Origin of the sequence: Streptomyces sp. WI03-4A (assembly GCF_033792105.1) — a bacterium.
Taxonomy (GTDB): Bacteria; Actinomycetota; Actinomycetes; order Streptomycetales; family Streptomycetaceae; genus Streptomyces; species Streptomyces collinus_A.
Window position 1 is genome coordinate 1 of record NZ_JARAUO010000034.1, and the last position, 14,396, is coordinate 14,396.

Annotated in this window: 11 protein-coding genes; 6 read left to right on the forward strand and 5 right to left on the reverse strand. The window is 74.8% G+C overall.

Going from position 1 to position 14,396, the window contains the following annotated elements:
• A partial coding sequence (locus PV343_RS28320) for a PLP-dependent aminotransferase family protein (protein WP_319149829.1) occupies positions 1 to 1,035 on the forward strand: 1,035 nt, incomplete at its 5' end.
• A 237-nt stretch (positions 1,036 to 1,272) separates the two neighbouring features.
• Here the strand turns inward: PV343_RS28320 and PV343_RS28325 are convergent.
• Both PV343_RS28325 and PV343_RS28330 read right to left on the reverse strand, forming a co-directional pair.
• Complete coding sequence (locus PV343_RS28325; protein WP_319149830.1) at positions 1,273 to 2,253, reverse strand: hypothetical protein; 981 nt, start codon at positions 2,251 to 2,253, stop codon at positions 1,273 to 1,275.
• 158 nt (positions 2,254 to 2,411) lie between these two features.
• Complete coding sequence (locus PV343_RS28330) at positions 2,412 to 2,873, reverse strand: hypothetical protein (protein WP_319149831.1); 462 nt, start codon at positions 2,871 to 2,873, stop codon at positions 2,412 to 2,414.
• Positions 2,874 to 3,017: 144 nt separating this feature from the next.
• On the opposite strand from PV343_RS28330, the gene PV343_RS28335 reads away from it, so the two are divergent.
• Together PV343_RS28335 and PV343_RS28340 are read left to right on the forward strand one after the other, a co-directional pair.
• The gene (locus tag PV343_RS28335; protein ID WP_319149832.1) at positions 3,018 to 4,172 is read left to right on the forward strand and encodes a PP2C family protein-serine/threonine phosphatase; all 1,155 of its coding nucleotides are present in this window, start codon (positions 3,018 to 3,020) and stop codon (positions 4,170 to 4,172) included.
• Between the two features lie 63 nt (positions 4,173 to 4,235).
• Positions 4,236 to 5,291, forward strand: a complete 1,056-nt coding sequence (locus PV343_RS28340) for a hypothetical protein (RefSeq protein WP_319149833.1) — start codon at positions 4,236 to 4,238, stop codon at positions 5,289 to 5,291.
• 20 nt (positions 5,292 to 5,311) lie between these two features.
• On the opposite strand, the gene PV343_RS28345 is transcribed toward PV343_RS28340, so the two are convergent.
• A complete protein-coding gene (locus PV343_RS28345; RefSeq protein ID WP_319149834.1) occupies positions 5,312 to 7,267 on the reverse strand; it encodes an Ig-like domain repeat protein in 1,956 nt (651 codons plus the stop codon).
• A gap of 143 nt (positions 7,268 to 7,410) precedes the next feature.
• Positions 7,411 to 8,652, reverse strand: coding sequence for an amidohydrolase (locus tag PV343_RS28350; protein ID WP_319149835.1), 1,242 nt, complete (start codon positions 8,650 to 8,652; stop codon positions 7,411 to 7,413).
• Positions 8,653 to 9,156: 504 nt separating this feature from the next.
• Between PV343_RS28350 and PV343_RS28355 the strand changes: the two genes are divergently transcribed.
• Complete coding sequence (locus tag PV343_RS28355) at positions 9,157 to 10,500, forward strand: helix-turn-helix domain-containing protein (RefSeq protein ID WP_319149836.1); 1,344 nt, start codon at positions 9,157 to 9,159, stop codon at positions 10,498 to 10,500.
• 157 nt (positions 10,501 to 10,657) lie between these two features.
• On the opposite strand, the gene PV343_RS28360 is transcribed toward PV343_RS28355, so the two are convergent.
• Positions 10,658 to 11,440 (reverse strand): hypothetical protein, encoded by a 783-nt coding sequence (locus PV343_RS28360; RefSeq protein ID WP_319149837.1) that lies wholly within the window; start codon positions 11,438 to 11,440, stop codon positions 10,658 to 10,660.
• A 210-nt stretch (positions 11,441 to 11,650) separates the two neighbouring features.
• On the opposite strand from PV343_RS28360, the gene PV343_RS28365 reads away from it, so the two are divergent.
• Together PV343_RS28365 and PV343_RS28370 are read left to right on the forward strand one after the other, a co-directional pair.
• The gene (locus PV343_RS28365) at positions 11,651 to 12,616 is read left to right on the forward strand and encodes a nucleoside hydrolase (RefSeq protein ID WP_319149838.1); all 966 of its coding nucleotides are present in this window, start codon (positions 11,651 to 11,653) and stop codon (positions 12,614 to 12,616) included.
• 111 nt (positions 12,617 to 12,727) lie between these two features.
• A complete protein-coding gene (locus PV343_RS28370) occupies positions 12,728 to 14,374 on the forward strand; it encodes a glycoside hydrolase family 13 protein (RefSeq protein ID WP_319149839.1) in 1,647 nt (548 codons plus the stop codon).
• The last annotated feature ends 22 nt before the right edge of the window (positions 14,375 to 14,396 follow it).

Consider the following 14,396-nt stretch of genomic DNA (forward strand, 5'->3'; position numbering starts at 1 on the left):
GCGCTGGCCGAGGCGCTGCGGCCGGCCGCGGCCGCCGGTACCCGGGCGGCCCGCGAGGCGGCCGCCGGGCTGCTCGCCGCCGGTGGCCATCGGCCCGACCCGGACGGCATCGTCTTCACCGGCAACGCCCGTCAGGCCGTCGCGGCCACGCTCGCCTCGCTGGTCCGGCCGGGCGGCCGGGTCGGGGTCGAACCGCTGACGTATCCGCTGGTCAAGCAGATCGCGGCCCGGCTCGGCTGCACCCTCGTACCGCTCGCCACCGACGAGCGGGGGCCGTTGCCGGAGTCGGTCGCCGCCGCCCACCGCACCGCTCCGCTGTCCGCCCTCTACCTCCAGCCGACCCTGCACAACCCGACCTCGCTGACGCTGTCCGCCGAGCGGCGGGCCGCACTGGCGGAGGTCGTCCACAGCCTGGGGACACCGGTCGTGGAGGACCGGATCTGGTCCTTCCTGCACCAGGGCGGCGAACCGCCGCTCGCCGCGCTCGCGCCCGGCCTCGTCCACGTGGTCGACGGGCTGTCCAAGCGGGTCGCGCCCGGGCTCACCGTCGGGTTCGTCTCGGCGCCGGCCGACCGGGCCGGGGCGGTGGTCCGGGCCGTCCGCTCCGGGGGCTGGAGCGCGGGCGGCTTCGCGCTGGAGGCGGCCGTGCGCTGGATCGGCGACGGCACCGTGGCGCGGCTGGCCGACGCCAAGCGGCGCCAGGCGCGGCAGCGGCAGCGGCTGGTCGCGCGGGAGCTGGACGGTTTCGCCGTACGGTCCGATCCGGCCGCCTACTTCGCCTGGTGGGAGCTGCCCGCGCCCTGGCGGGCCGACACCTTCACCGCGGCCGCCCGGGCGCGAGGCATCGCCGTCACCCCGGGAACCGCCTTCTCGGTCGACCCGAACCGGACCCCGTCCGCCGTCAGACTGGGCCTCGCCTCAGCCCCGGAACCGGACCTGACCCGCGCCCTGCGCGGTCTCGCCGAACTGGCGCGGGAAGGGCCGGCGGCGGAGGCGGGCGAGGGGTCCGCCGGAGGCGCTGTGCGCGGGGCATGAGCCCGCGGGCATGCGGGCCGCCCCGGCCGCTCCGGTCGTTCCGCCGTTGTGACCGGCGGGGCGAGGCCAGGCCGCGGGCGGGTGCCTGGTCGTCTGCGGCGTGGGGGCGCCATGGCCGCCGCGCCCGGGGTTGGACGCGAGCGGGGAGAGGGCACTGCGCGCGGCGGGACCAACTCCTCGCGGGCTGTCAGCTCTTACGGGGGTGGGGGACAGGGCCGAACCGGCGGTTCGTGCCTTTCAGGCCTGGGCCTGGGTGGACGGCCGGGGCTGGTTCTGGGGGGACGGGTGGGGGTGGGACGCCGTCGGTTCCGGCGTCGGCTCCGGGGTGGTCCGGCGCGGGTGCCGGGCGGTGCGGGGCGGGCGCAGGCGGCGGGTGAGCCAGGTGGTGAGGGCCACGGTCAGGCCCAGGGCGAGCAAAAGCCAGGAGACCGTGCGCAGGGTGGCGGTCAGCGCGTCGTAGACCGCGCCCGCGGCCGGGTGGGGGACGTCGGCGGGCAGGCCGGAGAGGGTGAGGCTGCGGCCGACGGTCAGGGCGACGCCGAGCAGCGCGCCGCCGAGGGCCGTGCCCAGCGCGGTCGCGGTGACGGCGCGGCGGCGGCGGACGGCCAGCGCGATGCCCGCGACGGCGAAGACGACGGCCGCGACCGGCAGCCAGAAGCCGGCGACTTCGAGCACCTGGAACCCCTTCCTCAGCGGAGCCACCTCGGCCGCCTCGAGCACCGGGACCGCGGTGTGCTCCACCGGGATGCGCGCGGCGAGCGGGATGTGGTCGTGGGCGAGCTGCCGTTTGACCTGCGCGGTGATCGGCGCGAGGTCGACGGTGACCGGGCGTCCGGCCGCGTCGTCGGCCGGGTCCTCGTCGCGCAGCGCGCGCAGGATCGCGTCGTGGGTGACCCGGTTGCCGGTGTCCCAGGCGAGCCGGAAGGCGCGGGTCTGGGTGAAGGAGCGCACCGCGTCGTGCACGAACGGGGCGACCGAGCCGCGCAGCGGGCGCACGTCGACCTTCTGGTCCACCTCGCGCAGGATGCCGTCCCCGACCGTCTCCGCGACCGCCTCCCGCACGTCCGGGTCGGCGGCGAGCGGCGCCATGGTGGTGACGTACCGGCCCGTGTCGGCGAGTCCGTACGACGCCCAGGCGGCCAGCGCGCCGAGCGGCACGAGAAGGCAGGCCAGGACGATCAGTACGGCCGACAGGACGTTCCTGACACGTGGGGACACCTTCCCAGGCAAGGGCCTTCGGGGCCGGTGCGCGAGCGGGGCGCCCGCGTTCGGGGGAACGGCGGGACCGGACGGCCGTAAGCGGGGGACCCGGCACCGCGCCCGGACGTGCGGGGGCCCCGGCCGCCGTTCGGCCGGGGCCCCGACGGGCGCCGCGCTCAGCCGACGCGGTGCCCGGCCGCGTCCTCGTGCGTGTAGTAGTGGTAGAAGAGCACGGCGAAACTGATCACGGCGACCACCAGCGACATGCCGATCGACCTGATGATCGACTCGCTGGCCTGGCTGTACAGGAACCCGAAAGCGCAGCCGTAGAACACGGTCCAGGCCAGGGCACGCAGTTCCCGGCGCAGCCGCGGGGCGAAGGTCAGGAGTGCCATCAGTACCACCGCGAACACGAGCGCCGTGACGAAGCCGAACAGCAGGTTCCAGCCGGTGATGGGACCGCCGCTGCGGCGGTTGGCCGCCGCCCAGTAGCCGTAGACCAGGCCCAGCAGGACCGGGGCGACCAGCCGGCCGATGCGGTGGACGCGCGCGTCGAAGACGTTCGGTGGGGGGCCGGTGGTCACGGCCGGACGGGTGGTCCGGGGCGTTCCGCCCGGCGCGGGTGCCGCTTGAGCCATGAGAGCACTCCTCTCTCTCCTCGCCCCCGGTTCAAGGGCACACCTGGAGGGACGCCCTGGCAAGTCGGCCAGGAGGGTGACGGGTGCCCGGATGCGGCCGCCACGTTCCCGTGTTTGCCTGAGGGGCATGGAGGGCTGGCCGCCGTGACCGAGGTCGAGTACCGCGCCCGGAGGCAGCTGCTGCGGGTCCGCGGGCGGAGCGTGGCCTGGGTGCCGCCCCTGCTGCTGCTCGTCGGCATCGCCCTCGTGGACTTCAACACCACCGAGCGGTTCCGCGTCGTCTCGTGGATCGTCCTGGTCCCCGGTACGGCCGCCGCGATCTGCGGGGTGTGGACGACCGCCGGGTACGCGCTGGTGGCGGTGGTGACCTACGTCCTCGTGGACAGCGCCTGGCCCGGCGAGTACCAGGCCGGACTGGCGGATTTCGTGCTCGTCGCGCTCGGCGGAGTGATGGCCACGCTGGCCTCCGTCGTGCGGGTGCGCCACGAGCGGCAGATGCTGCACATACGGGACATCGCCGAGACCACCCGGCGCACCGTGCTGCGCCCGCTGCCGCCGCGCTGGGCGGGCCTGGAGCACGCGGGTGTGTACCTGGCGGCGGACGTCGAGGCCCGGGTCGGCGGCGACTTCTACGACATCCAGCCCGGCCCGCACGGCACCCGGGTCCTGGTCGGGGACGTGCAGGGCAAGGGGCTGGGCGCGGTGGAGGTGGCCGCGGCGCTGCTCGGCACCTTCCGGGAGGCCGGCTACCACGAGGCGGACCTCACGACCGTCGCCGAGCGGCTCGAGGTGCGCATGTTCCGGCACCGCACGCACACCAACGCCCTCGGCCGGGACGACGGCGACCGCTTCGCCACCGCGGTCCTGCTGGGCTTCCCGCCGGGGGACCCGGACACGGTCGAACTCGTCAACTTCGGGCACGAGCCCCCGCTCGCCGTCGGCCCGCACGGCGTCCGCGCGCTGCCGAGCGGCGACGGCCTGCCCCTCGGCTACGGTGATCTCGCGGGCGACGGCCCGCACCTGCACCGGGTACCCCTGGAGCGCGAGGAGACCCTGCTGCTGGTGACCGACGGGGTGACCGAGGCCCGGGACCACGCCGGGACGTTCTACCCGCTGGCCCGGGAGGTGGCCCGGGCGGTCGAGGCCGACCCGCGCCGGGCGGAGCCGCGGCGGCTGGTGCGCCGGGTCCGCGACGGTGTGCTCCGGCACAGCCGCGGCCACCTCAGCGACGACACCACGGTGTTCGCCGTGCGGCGGACGGTGCGCGAAGCCCCCGTAGGGGGACGTTCGCCGTCCTGAGAAGCGCCTTTGCGGCAGCAGCGGTTACGGTGCTCGCTGTAGGCGATCCACAGGGGAGGGACGATGCCCGGAACCGTGCTGCTGCTCGCGGCCTCGCCGCTGGGCCGGGGACGTCTGGTGGACGCGGCGGGTGTGCTGCCCGTGCTGGCTGCGGTCGCCCCCGCCATACTGTCGGGCACCGACACCGCGAACGTGGTGGAACTCGCCGACCCGCTGGAGCCGCAGGCCGTCCTGACCCGGCTGCGCGCCGCCGCGGCCGCGCCCGGACCGCTCACCGTGTACGTCACCGGGCAGCTCCACCTGGACCGCCGCCAGCGTCTGCCCCACCTCGCGCTGGCCCGCACCACCCCTTCCACCGTCCGCTACACGGCGCTGCCCTGGCACTGGATCAGGGAGGAGCTGCGGCTGCGCCCGGCGGGGGCCACGGCGCTCCTCCTCGACCTGCACACGGACGCGGAGACCTGGCGGCACCTGGCGGGACGGCCGCTCGACTCGGGCCGCACCACCGAGGTCTACGGTCGTATCGCGCCCCCGCCCGGCCGGTGGGGCCTGGCCGAGCCGTCGTACATGAGGACGGTGGCGACGCTGCTGCGCAGCGGGCACCGGCCGCCGCTGGCGGAGCTGCACCAGCAGGCGCTGGCCCGGATCGCGGACGAGGTGGCGACGAACATCGTGCTCACCGCGCGGCCGCCCGCACCGAGCGATCCGCACGCCGCCATCAGCGCCGCCGTGCGCGCGGGCCGGCACGCCGACGCGGACGCGCTCGCCGCCCGGCACGAGCAGGCCGCGGTACGCGTGGGCGGCCCGGCCTCGGACGACGCCCTGCACTGGGCCGAGGTACGGGCCGACCTGGCGATGTTCGCGGGGGACGCGGCGCGCAGCTGCCGGGCCTGGCTGGACGTGGCCGGGCTGCGGCTGGCGGCCGGGCAGGCACCGGACGCGCCCGCCGTGGAGGCGGCCGCGGACCGGGCGCACCATCAGTGGGGGTCCATCGACGACGCGGCGCGGGCCCGTGAACTCGGGCCCGCGCTCGCGGAGTTGAGACTGCGGGTGCCGGGCCGCCGGCAGGGCGCGCTGGAGAACGTCCAGCGGCACCTGCGGCAGCTCCAGGCACGCTAGGCCGTGTCCGGCCGGCGGCCTCAGCCGGTGAAGGTGAAGTACTTCCAGGAGCCGTACGTCGTGGAGTTCACCGTGTCCCCCGACGAGCCGTTGACGTAGTCCGAGCGCATCCGGAACCGCCAGCCGACGTCCTCGGCGTGGTTGCCGGTCACCTGGACCCGGGAGCGGCCGTCGGTGCCGAGCGCGAAGTACTGCGAGTCACCGGGGTACCACTTGCCCTGGTAGTACACCTGGAAGTCGAAGCGCTGCGCGCGGTGCGGGTAGTACGGCATCTTCGTGGTGAACATCGGGTTCTTGTTCTTGTGGAAGAAGTAGTACGTGTGGCCCCAGGCGCTCTTCGCCTTGTAGTGGTTGGAGACCGACGTGGACACGCTGACCTTGGCGCCGACCGTGCTGGAGACGGACCGCGACTGGTAGCGGGAGTCGCCGGCGAACTTCGCGGTGACCTTGGCGTCCCGCTTCAGGTCCAGGGTGACCGACAGGTTGCCGTGGGAGTCGACCTTGCCGGACTTCACCAGCTTGTTCGGCTTGTCGGAGCCGAAGGGGTCGGCCCAGAGCTCCACCGTGCGGTTCTTGTACGTCGTGCCGAGGTGGGCCGTGAACTTCACGTCCTTGCCGTACGCGTACACCTTGCCGTTGTTGTTCACCGTCAGCGCGGGCTTGGCGCGGGAGACGGTGACGGAGTCGGCGGCCTTGGCGGCGGTGTGCGTGGCGTCGCCCTCGTAGACCACCGTGTACGTCACCTTGCCACCGGACGGGGGCGTGTCGGTGAAGCTGAACTTGCCGCCGCTGCCGAGGGGTTTGGTGCCCAGCGACTTGCCGTTCGGGGACTCCATGTCGGTGCGGGTCACCTTCAGCGGGGTGCCCGCGGGCAGGGCCAGGCCGGCGGTGAGCTTGCCGGTGACCGTGAGCGACTTGGCGCGGGGCGCGCTCGTCGGGGCGGAGACGGTGAGCGTCGCCTGGTACTTACGGGGCTCGTCGACGCGGTGCAGGGCCATGGAGCCCTGCGAGCCCGTCTGCACGTACAGCTTGGTGCCGTCCGCGGACCAGCTCGTCGCGTGCGCGCCCCACGGCATCCAGTTGTGGCTGATGTTGCGCACGCTGGGCTTGTCTGAGCCGTTGGTGAAGACGTAGGTGTCGCCGGCGTCGTCGGTGTCGAGGACGGTGGCCGCGACCGTGCCGTCCGGGGCGATGCTCACGGTCTCCGGCTGGTCCTTGACCGGGTAGGTGCGCACCTCGGCCAGGTCGGAGAGCCGGTACTCGGTCAGCGCCCGGTTGCCGGGTCCGGCGACGACGACGTTCTGCCCGTCGGGTGTGAGCGCCGCGTCGTGGTAGAAGCCGCCCTTGTCCGCGCTGACCCGGATGGCCGGGGTGCCGGAGGCCACGTCGTAGACGATGACGGGGCCGGAGCTGATGCCGGCGTCCAGGGCGAGCAGCGTGCCGGGGTTGTCCGGGTCCGCGTACACCATGGGCGGGCTGGCGTAGTCGTGGGCGCCGCCGACGTCGAGGGTGACGACCGGCGTCTCGCCGGTCAGGTCGACCACACCGAGACCGGAGTCCCACTGGTCGCCGTAGCCGAACCAGATCCTGCCGTCGGCGTAGGCGACGTGCGAGGGGATGGTGCCGGCGCCGGTCGGGTACTCGGCGGTCTGCTCCAGGCGCGTGGTGTCGATCGCGACGATCTTGTCGGCGCCGTAGACGGCCGCGTACAGGGTGCTGCCGTCGGGGCTCAGATCGAGGTCCCTGACCTGCGGCAGACCGGTGATCGTGCGGGTCACCTTGCCGGTGGCGTCGGTGACGACGATCTGGTCGTGGTAGCGGTCGGCGAGGAAGAGCTGCTGGTGGGCGCCGTCCACCACGGTGTCGGAGGCGTCCCAGACCGGGATCGGCCGGTCGGTGTCGGCGTAGGACGGCGAGGCGAGCGCCATCGAGCCGAAGAGGGCGGCCAGTGCGGCGGCCGCGGGAAGGGTGCGCATACGCACGCTGATTCGAACCCCCCGGAACGAATGAAGAAGAACGAAGAAAACACGAAGAAGGTGGTGCCACGCGTACGGCGGTGGTGTGAGTCCCCTGTGCGCCGTGTGTGACGGGTGGGTGAAGACTAGGGCGGAAGACTAGGTCATGCCACTGACAAAAAAGCGAGCGCCCCCGAGACCAGGGTCCGCACCCCCGGGACGACCGTGGACAGATCGGGTGCGAAGCGGGGGCTGTGGTTGCTCGGCACCGCCGAGAACTTCTCCGGGAGGGTCTCGCCGGGCGCCTGTTCCCACACGTCGGCCGGGGTGGTGGTGACGAACCAGTACGAGTACGGGATCGAGCCGAGCGCGAGCTGCGGGAAGTCCTCGCTGCCCATCGCCGGGCCAGGGTCGAACACCGTGCCCGCGCCGAACACCTCGCCGTGCACGGCGGCCACCGTGGCGTCGGTGCCCGCGTCGTTGACGGTCACCGGGAAGGTGTTGCCGACGGTGACGGTGGGCTCGCTCGGGCAGCCTGCGGCCAGGCACTCGCCCCGCGCGATGCGCCGGATCGCTGCCAGCATCCGGGTGCGCACCTCCTCGGACTGGGTGCGCAGGTTCAGCGCGATGCGGGCCTCGGTGGGGATGATGTTGTGCCGGGTGCCCGCCTCGATGCGGCCCACGGTCAGCACCGCGGCCTCGCGGGCGGCCAGCTCGCGGGAGACGACCGTCTGCAGCCGGACGACCAGGTGGGCGGCGGTCACCACCGGGTCGACGGTGGCCTCCGGCCGGGAGCCGTGACCGCCCCGGCCGCGCACCACGATGTCCACGTCGGTCGACGCAGACATGATCAGGCCGGGTGCGTGCGGGTACAGGCCCGTCGGGCCCGGTGCCGCGTGCTGCCCCAGCAGGACGTCCGGGCGCCCGAAGCGCTCGTACAGCCCGTCCTCGACCATGCGTCGCGCGCCCTGCCCGGTCTCTTCGGCGGGCTGGCCCACGACCAGCAGGGTGCCGTTCCAGGTGTCCCGGCCGGCCGCCAGCGCCCCGGCGGCGCCCGCCAGCCAGGTGACGTGCAGGTCGTGCCCGCAGGCGTGCATCACTCCGTCCGTGGCGGAGGCGTACGGCAGCCCGGTCTCCTCCCGCACCGGCAGCGCGTCCATGTCGGCGCGCAGCAGCACGGTCGGCCCGTCGCCGTGGCGCAGCACCCCGGCGACCCCGGTGCCGCCGACCCCCTCGGCCGTCTCGAACCCGGCCGCCCGCAGCCGCCCGGCCAGCTTCCCGGCCGTGCGGTGCTCGTGCAGGGACAGCTCGGGGTGACGGTGCAGGTCCCGGTAGAAGTCCTCGAGGTCGGGGACCGGCAGTGCTGAGGTGAGTTCCAGAGCGGTACGCGCCGCGGCAGAGGTCACGGGGCAAGGGTAGGGCAAGGGGGGTGCGGGGCAACGGGGGTGACGGGGGGGCGGGGCAACGGGGGTGCGGAGCGCCGGTCAGGGGCGGCGCGGGCCGTGGGGGCGGCGTGCCGTGGGGCTGTGGAGTGCGCCGTGTGTGCGGTGTGCGCCCGGGCGCGCGGGGGCCGGGGCGGGGTGGGTGGTGCAGCTGTGGCACCGACGTGCGCCCTGCCCGGAGGGCGTCAGGGCTGGGACCGTTGGACGGCGGTGGGGCCCGGCGGGGCCTCCGCGGCCCGGGCCGGACCCGCGTTCGCCGCGGTGATCAGCGCGGCGACCGCCAGCACGGCCGCGGCCACGCCTCGCCAGTACCGTGCGGCGGAGCGTCCGTAGGGTTCGGATGTACGTCCGGGCACGGCGACCTCGCAACAACAAGCGACGTGTTAAGCATGCTTAATCCGCCGTTTAACCTAGGGGCTGCGGGATGCGAACGGCAAGAGGTACCAGGGGAGTTGGGAGAGCGCGACGATGCGGGAACGGGACGACCCGGAGGTCATCGGGCGGCGGGTGCAGCAGTTGCGCACCGAACGTGGGCTCACCCAGCGGCAACTGGCCGAGCCCGCCTACACACCCGCGTACATCTCCACCCTGGAGGCCGGCCGGGCACGCGCCTCCGACGAGGCGCTGCGGCACATCGCGGGCCGGCTCGGCGTCGCCTACGAGGAACTGGCCGTCGGCCGGCCCGCCCACCTCGCCACCGGCCTGCGCCTGCGGCTCACCGAGGCGCAGCGCGCCCTGGCCGACGGCAAGGCGGAGGAGGCGGCGGCGCAGTACGCCGCGCTGCTCACCGAGGCGGAGGGGCACGGACTGACCCTCGAACAGGCCACGGCGCTGCTGGGGCTCGGCGACTGCGCCCTGGAGACGGGTGAGTTGGGGCTGGCGCGCGACCACTTCGAGCGGGCCGAGGCGCGGCTGGCCGGGGAGTCCCTGCCGTCCCGGGTGCCGGCGGTCCGCGGCCGCGCGGTCTCCCACTACCTGGCCGGTGAACTCCGGTACGCCGTCTACCTCCTGGAGTCCACGCTCGACGAGCTCAACCGAGGCGGCCTGCACGACCCCGACGCGCTGCTGCTGCTCTACGCCAGCGCCATCGGGCCCTACATGGACATGGGCGCCCACGCCCGCGCCGCGCAGGCCGCCGAGTTCGCGCTCGCGCTGGCCCCGCAGGCCGAGGACCCGGCGCTGATCGCCCGGATGCACCGGTCGGTCGCCCGTACGCTGCTCGCCGAGGGCCGGGTCGCCGAGGCGGACGCTTCCCTCGCCAAGGCGGCGGAGCTGTACCGCCAGCTCCGGCTGCGCACCGAACTCGCCAACTGCCACTGGATGCGCGGCTACGTCTGCGCCCAGGACGGCGAGCTGGACCGCGCCGAGTCCGAGCTGCGGCTCGCCCTCGACATGCTCTCGGAGACCCGGGCCGCCCTCTACCGCAGCCAGGCCGCCGTGGAACTCGCGGACGTCCTGCACCGGCGGGGGAAGTCGGCGGAGGCCGCCGATCTGCTCAACGGCGTCCTCGGCGACCTGTCCTCCGAACGCGGCGCCGTCCACGCGGCCGCCGCCCACCGCCTGCTCGGCATCATCGCCGAGGACGCCCGCGACACCGAGGCCGCCGAGGAGCACTACGTCCGCGCGCTCAGCCTGCTGGAGCGGGCGGGCGCGGCCGGCGACCTGGCCGACCTGTGCCGCCTCCTCGGCGACCTGCTGCGCCGCACGGGCCGCGTGGAAGCGGCCCTGGACGCCTACCGCACCGGCCTGGGCCACCGCACGGCCCCCGGCACCACGACCCTGGGCCCGGCCCCGGCCCAGCCACCGTTGTGAGCCCGGCCCCTGGTCGAGCCGCACGCATGTCCAGCTCGGGGCGCGGCCCCGCCGAGGCGGCCGGGCCCGGGCGCGCGCCCTGCTGGGAGCCGGTCACGCCGGGGGTTCGTCCCGCCGGGCGGCCGTCCTTCCTGGGCCCGGCTCGCCCGGAGAGTCCTCACACCTGGGCGCGGCCCTGTCTGCGGACGTCCGCCAGGCGTAGCGCGCCGATCTGGACGGCGGCCTGGGTGGCGTCGTTGGGTACGTCTCCCAGGCCCGCGTTGGTGAAGGCGAAGGCGTCGTCGCCGACGCGTACGGCGGCCACGTCCATCGTCAGCAGGACCGGCTCGTCGTCGGACGTCGTGGTGGCGACGGTGACGTGCAGCCCCTCGCGCGCGTCCCCGACCTCCGGCAGCGGGGCCTGGGCCACCTGGACGTCCTCCTGCAGCCCGGTCTCCGTGGTGGCCGAGAACCGGGCGCACTCGACGGGCATCGTCCGCAGCCACTCCAGCGCGGCGTCCACGTCCGCCGGGCGGCGGGCGCCGATCTGGTAGCGGAGCTGCGCGTCGGTGTCGGCGTCGTCGAGGCCGACCGCGACGCGGGCGGGGGCGCCGAGGAGTTCGTCCGCGTAGAGGGCGTCGAGCAGCCGCTGGCAGTCCCCCACCGAGGTGTTCGCCTTCAGCAGGCCGTCCCGCCAGGTGGCCGCGCCGCGCGTCGCGGCCCAGGGTGCGCCCAGGTCCGACTCCGTGATGAGCGCGGCCCGGGCCTGGTCGTCGGTGAGCGTGGACCCGTCGGCCCGGGAGGACGCCTTCGGCGCGGGTGAGGCCGGGGCGACGGTGGGCAGCGGCTGGTGCGCGGTCGGCGGGTGTTCGAGCCCGAGCGTCGCGCAGCCGGTGAGGGTCAGGAGGCCGACGGCCAGCGCGGCGAGGGTGACGGCGCGGGGGCGTATCGCTGCGGTCATCGGGGTGCCTCCTGGGCGGGCCGGTGGGGTGCCTCCTCTCACGGCACCACCGGCCGGAGCCGCCCACCAGCGGTCCGGGCCGTCCGGGTGAGCGCCGGGGAGCGCCTGACCTGGTCCCCCTGGAGCCCCGCCACGGCTCGCCGACCGCCGGCGGCACGAAGCACCGCGCCATGGACCTGGCTAGGGTCGACCCGACGGAAGGAGTCCGCTGTGACCGGTGAGCCCATCCCCGTGATCATCGACTGCGACACCGGCGTCGACGACGCCCTCGCGCTGCTGTTCGCCGTACGCCACCCGGGCCTGGACCTCAGGGCGGTGACCTGCGTGGCAGGGAACACGGACGTCGACGGGGTGGTCCGCAACACCCTGACCGTGCTGGAACGCGCGGGCGCCCCCGGCATCCCGGTGGCGCGGGGCGCCGAGCGCCCGCTGATCGAGCCGGCCCGCTCGGCCCGGCACGTGCACGGCTCGGACGGCATGGGCGACCTCGGGCTGCCCGCCCCCGCCCGCCGCCCCGCCGACGTGGACGCGGTCACCCTCCTGCGCCGGGAGATCCTTGCCGCCCCGCGCCCGGTGACGCTGATCCCGACGGCCCCGCTCACCAACATCGCGCTCCTGCTGCGCACCCACCCGGAGGTGACCCGGAACATCGAGCGGATCGTGTTCATGGGCGGCGCGGTCACGACCGGGAACGCCACCCCGGTGGCGGAGTTCAACGTCTGGCACGACCCGGAGGCGGCGGCGATCCTGCTCACGGCCGGGGTGCCGATCACGATGTACGGGCTGGACGTCTTCATGCGGGTCGTCGTGCCCGGCGCCGACGTGCACCGGCTGCGCGCGAGCGCCGATCCCGGCACGCGGCTGGCCGGCGACCTGCTCGCCCACCGGCCGACCGCCCAGGGCGGCGACCCGGGCGTCGAGGAGGCGGGCGGGCTCGGGGACGCGGGAGCGGTCTGCGCGGTCGCCGACCCGGCCGGCATCACCACCCGCAGGCTTCCGGTCGAGGTGGCCCTGGCCCCGGGCCCGGCGCGCGGTCAGACGGTCGTCGACCGGCGTCCCCGTCCCGGCGAGTCCGAGATCCACGGGGGCGCCCGGGAGCAGGCACTGGTGGACGTGGCACTCGACGTGGACGTGGACCGTTTCGTGAAGCTGTACCTGGAGACGGTCGAACGCTGACCCGCCTGCGGCTCCGGGCCCCGAGGAGTGTGCCCTCCGCACCATCCGAAGGTTCCCTTTCCGGGCGATGTGGACAGATTCCGTACGGACTTTCTTCCGAACGGAGCCCGCATGGCAGACCTCTCGTCCAGGAACCCCGACTGGTGGCGCCAGGCCGTCATCTACCAGGTCTATCCGCGCAGTTTCGCCGACGCCGACGGTGACGGCCTCGGCGACCTCAGGGGCGTCACCGAGCGCCTGAACCACCTCGCCACGCTGGGCGTCGACGCTCTCTGGCTGAGCCCCTTCTACCCCTCCGAGCTGGCCGACGGCGGCTACGACGTCGCCGATCACCGGGACGTCGACCCGCGGCTGGGCACGCTGGACGACTTCGACGCGATGGCCGCCGAGGCCCACCGGCTCGGGCTGAAGGTCGTCGTCGACCTCGTGCCCAACCACACCTCGCACCAGCACCCCTGGTTCCAGGAGGCCCTGCGGGCGGGCCCCGGCTCCGCCGCCCGCGACCGCTACGTCTTCCGTCCGGGCCGCGGCGCGCACGGCGAACTCCCGCCCACGGACTGGCAGTCGGTGTTCGGCGGCAGCGCCTGGCGGCGCGTCCCCGACGGCGAGTGGTACCTGCACCTCTTCGCCCCCGAGCAGCCCGACCTCAACTGGGACGACGACGAGGTGCGCGCCGACTTCCGGACCACCCTGCGCTTCTGGTCCGACCGGGGCGTCGACGGCTTCCGCGTGGACGTCGCGCACGGCCTGGCCAAGGATCTCACCGAACCGCTCCGGGACGTCGGTTCCGTCGGCGCCACCGGCGAGGACGCCCTGCCCCTGGTCCCGCCCGGCAGCCACCCGTACTGGGACCGCGACGAGGTGCACGAGATCTACCGTGACTGGCGCAAGATCTTCGACGCCTACAGCCCGCCCCGCACCGCGGTCGCCGAGGCCTGGGTCCCCGACGCCCGCCGCGCCCTGTACGCCCGTCCTGACGAGCTCGGGCAGGCCTTCAACTTCGAGTACCTCCAGGCGCGCTGGGACGCCGGGGAGCTGCGCGAGGTGATCACCGGCTCGCTGGAGACGGCCCGCGCGGTGGGTGCCTCCGCCACCTGGGTGCTCTCCAACCACGACGTCGTGCGACACGCCTCCCGCCTGGTGCTGCCGGCCGGCACCGACGAGAACGCCTGGCTGCTGTCCGGCGGCCGGGCTCCGGTGGCCGACAGGGAGGCGGGGCTGCGCCGGGCCCGGGCCGCGACCCTGCTGATGCTGGCGCTGCCCGGGTCGTCGTACCTCTACCAGGGCGAGGAACTCGGGCTGCCCGAGGTCGCCGACCTGCCGACCGCGGTGCTGCAGGACCCGATCTGGGAGCAGACGGGTCATGTCCGCAAGGGCCGCGACGGCTGCCGGGTGCCGCTGCCGTGGACGGCGACCGGGCCGTCGTACGGCTTCGGGAGCGGGGCCGCCTGGCTGCCGCAGCCGGAGTCGTTCGCCGCGTACGCCGTCGAGGCCCAGGCCGGAACGGAGGGCTCCACCCTGGAGCTGTACCGCACCGCGCTCAGGCTGCGCCGCAAGCTGCTGGAGGGCGAGGCGCTGACCTGGACGCCGGACGGCCCGGCCGGGGTACTGGACTTCACCCGCACCGAGACCTGGCGGTGTGTCACCAACTGCTCCGCCCGGCCGGTCGCCCTGCCCCCGGGCGAGGTGCTGCTCGCCAGCACCCCGCTCCCGGAGCCGGGCGTCCTGCCGCCCGACACCACGGTCTGGCTCGCCTAGGGCAACAGGCCCCGGGGGGGCG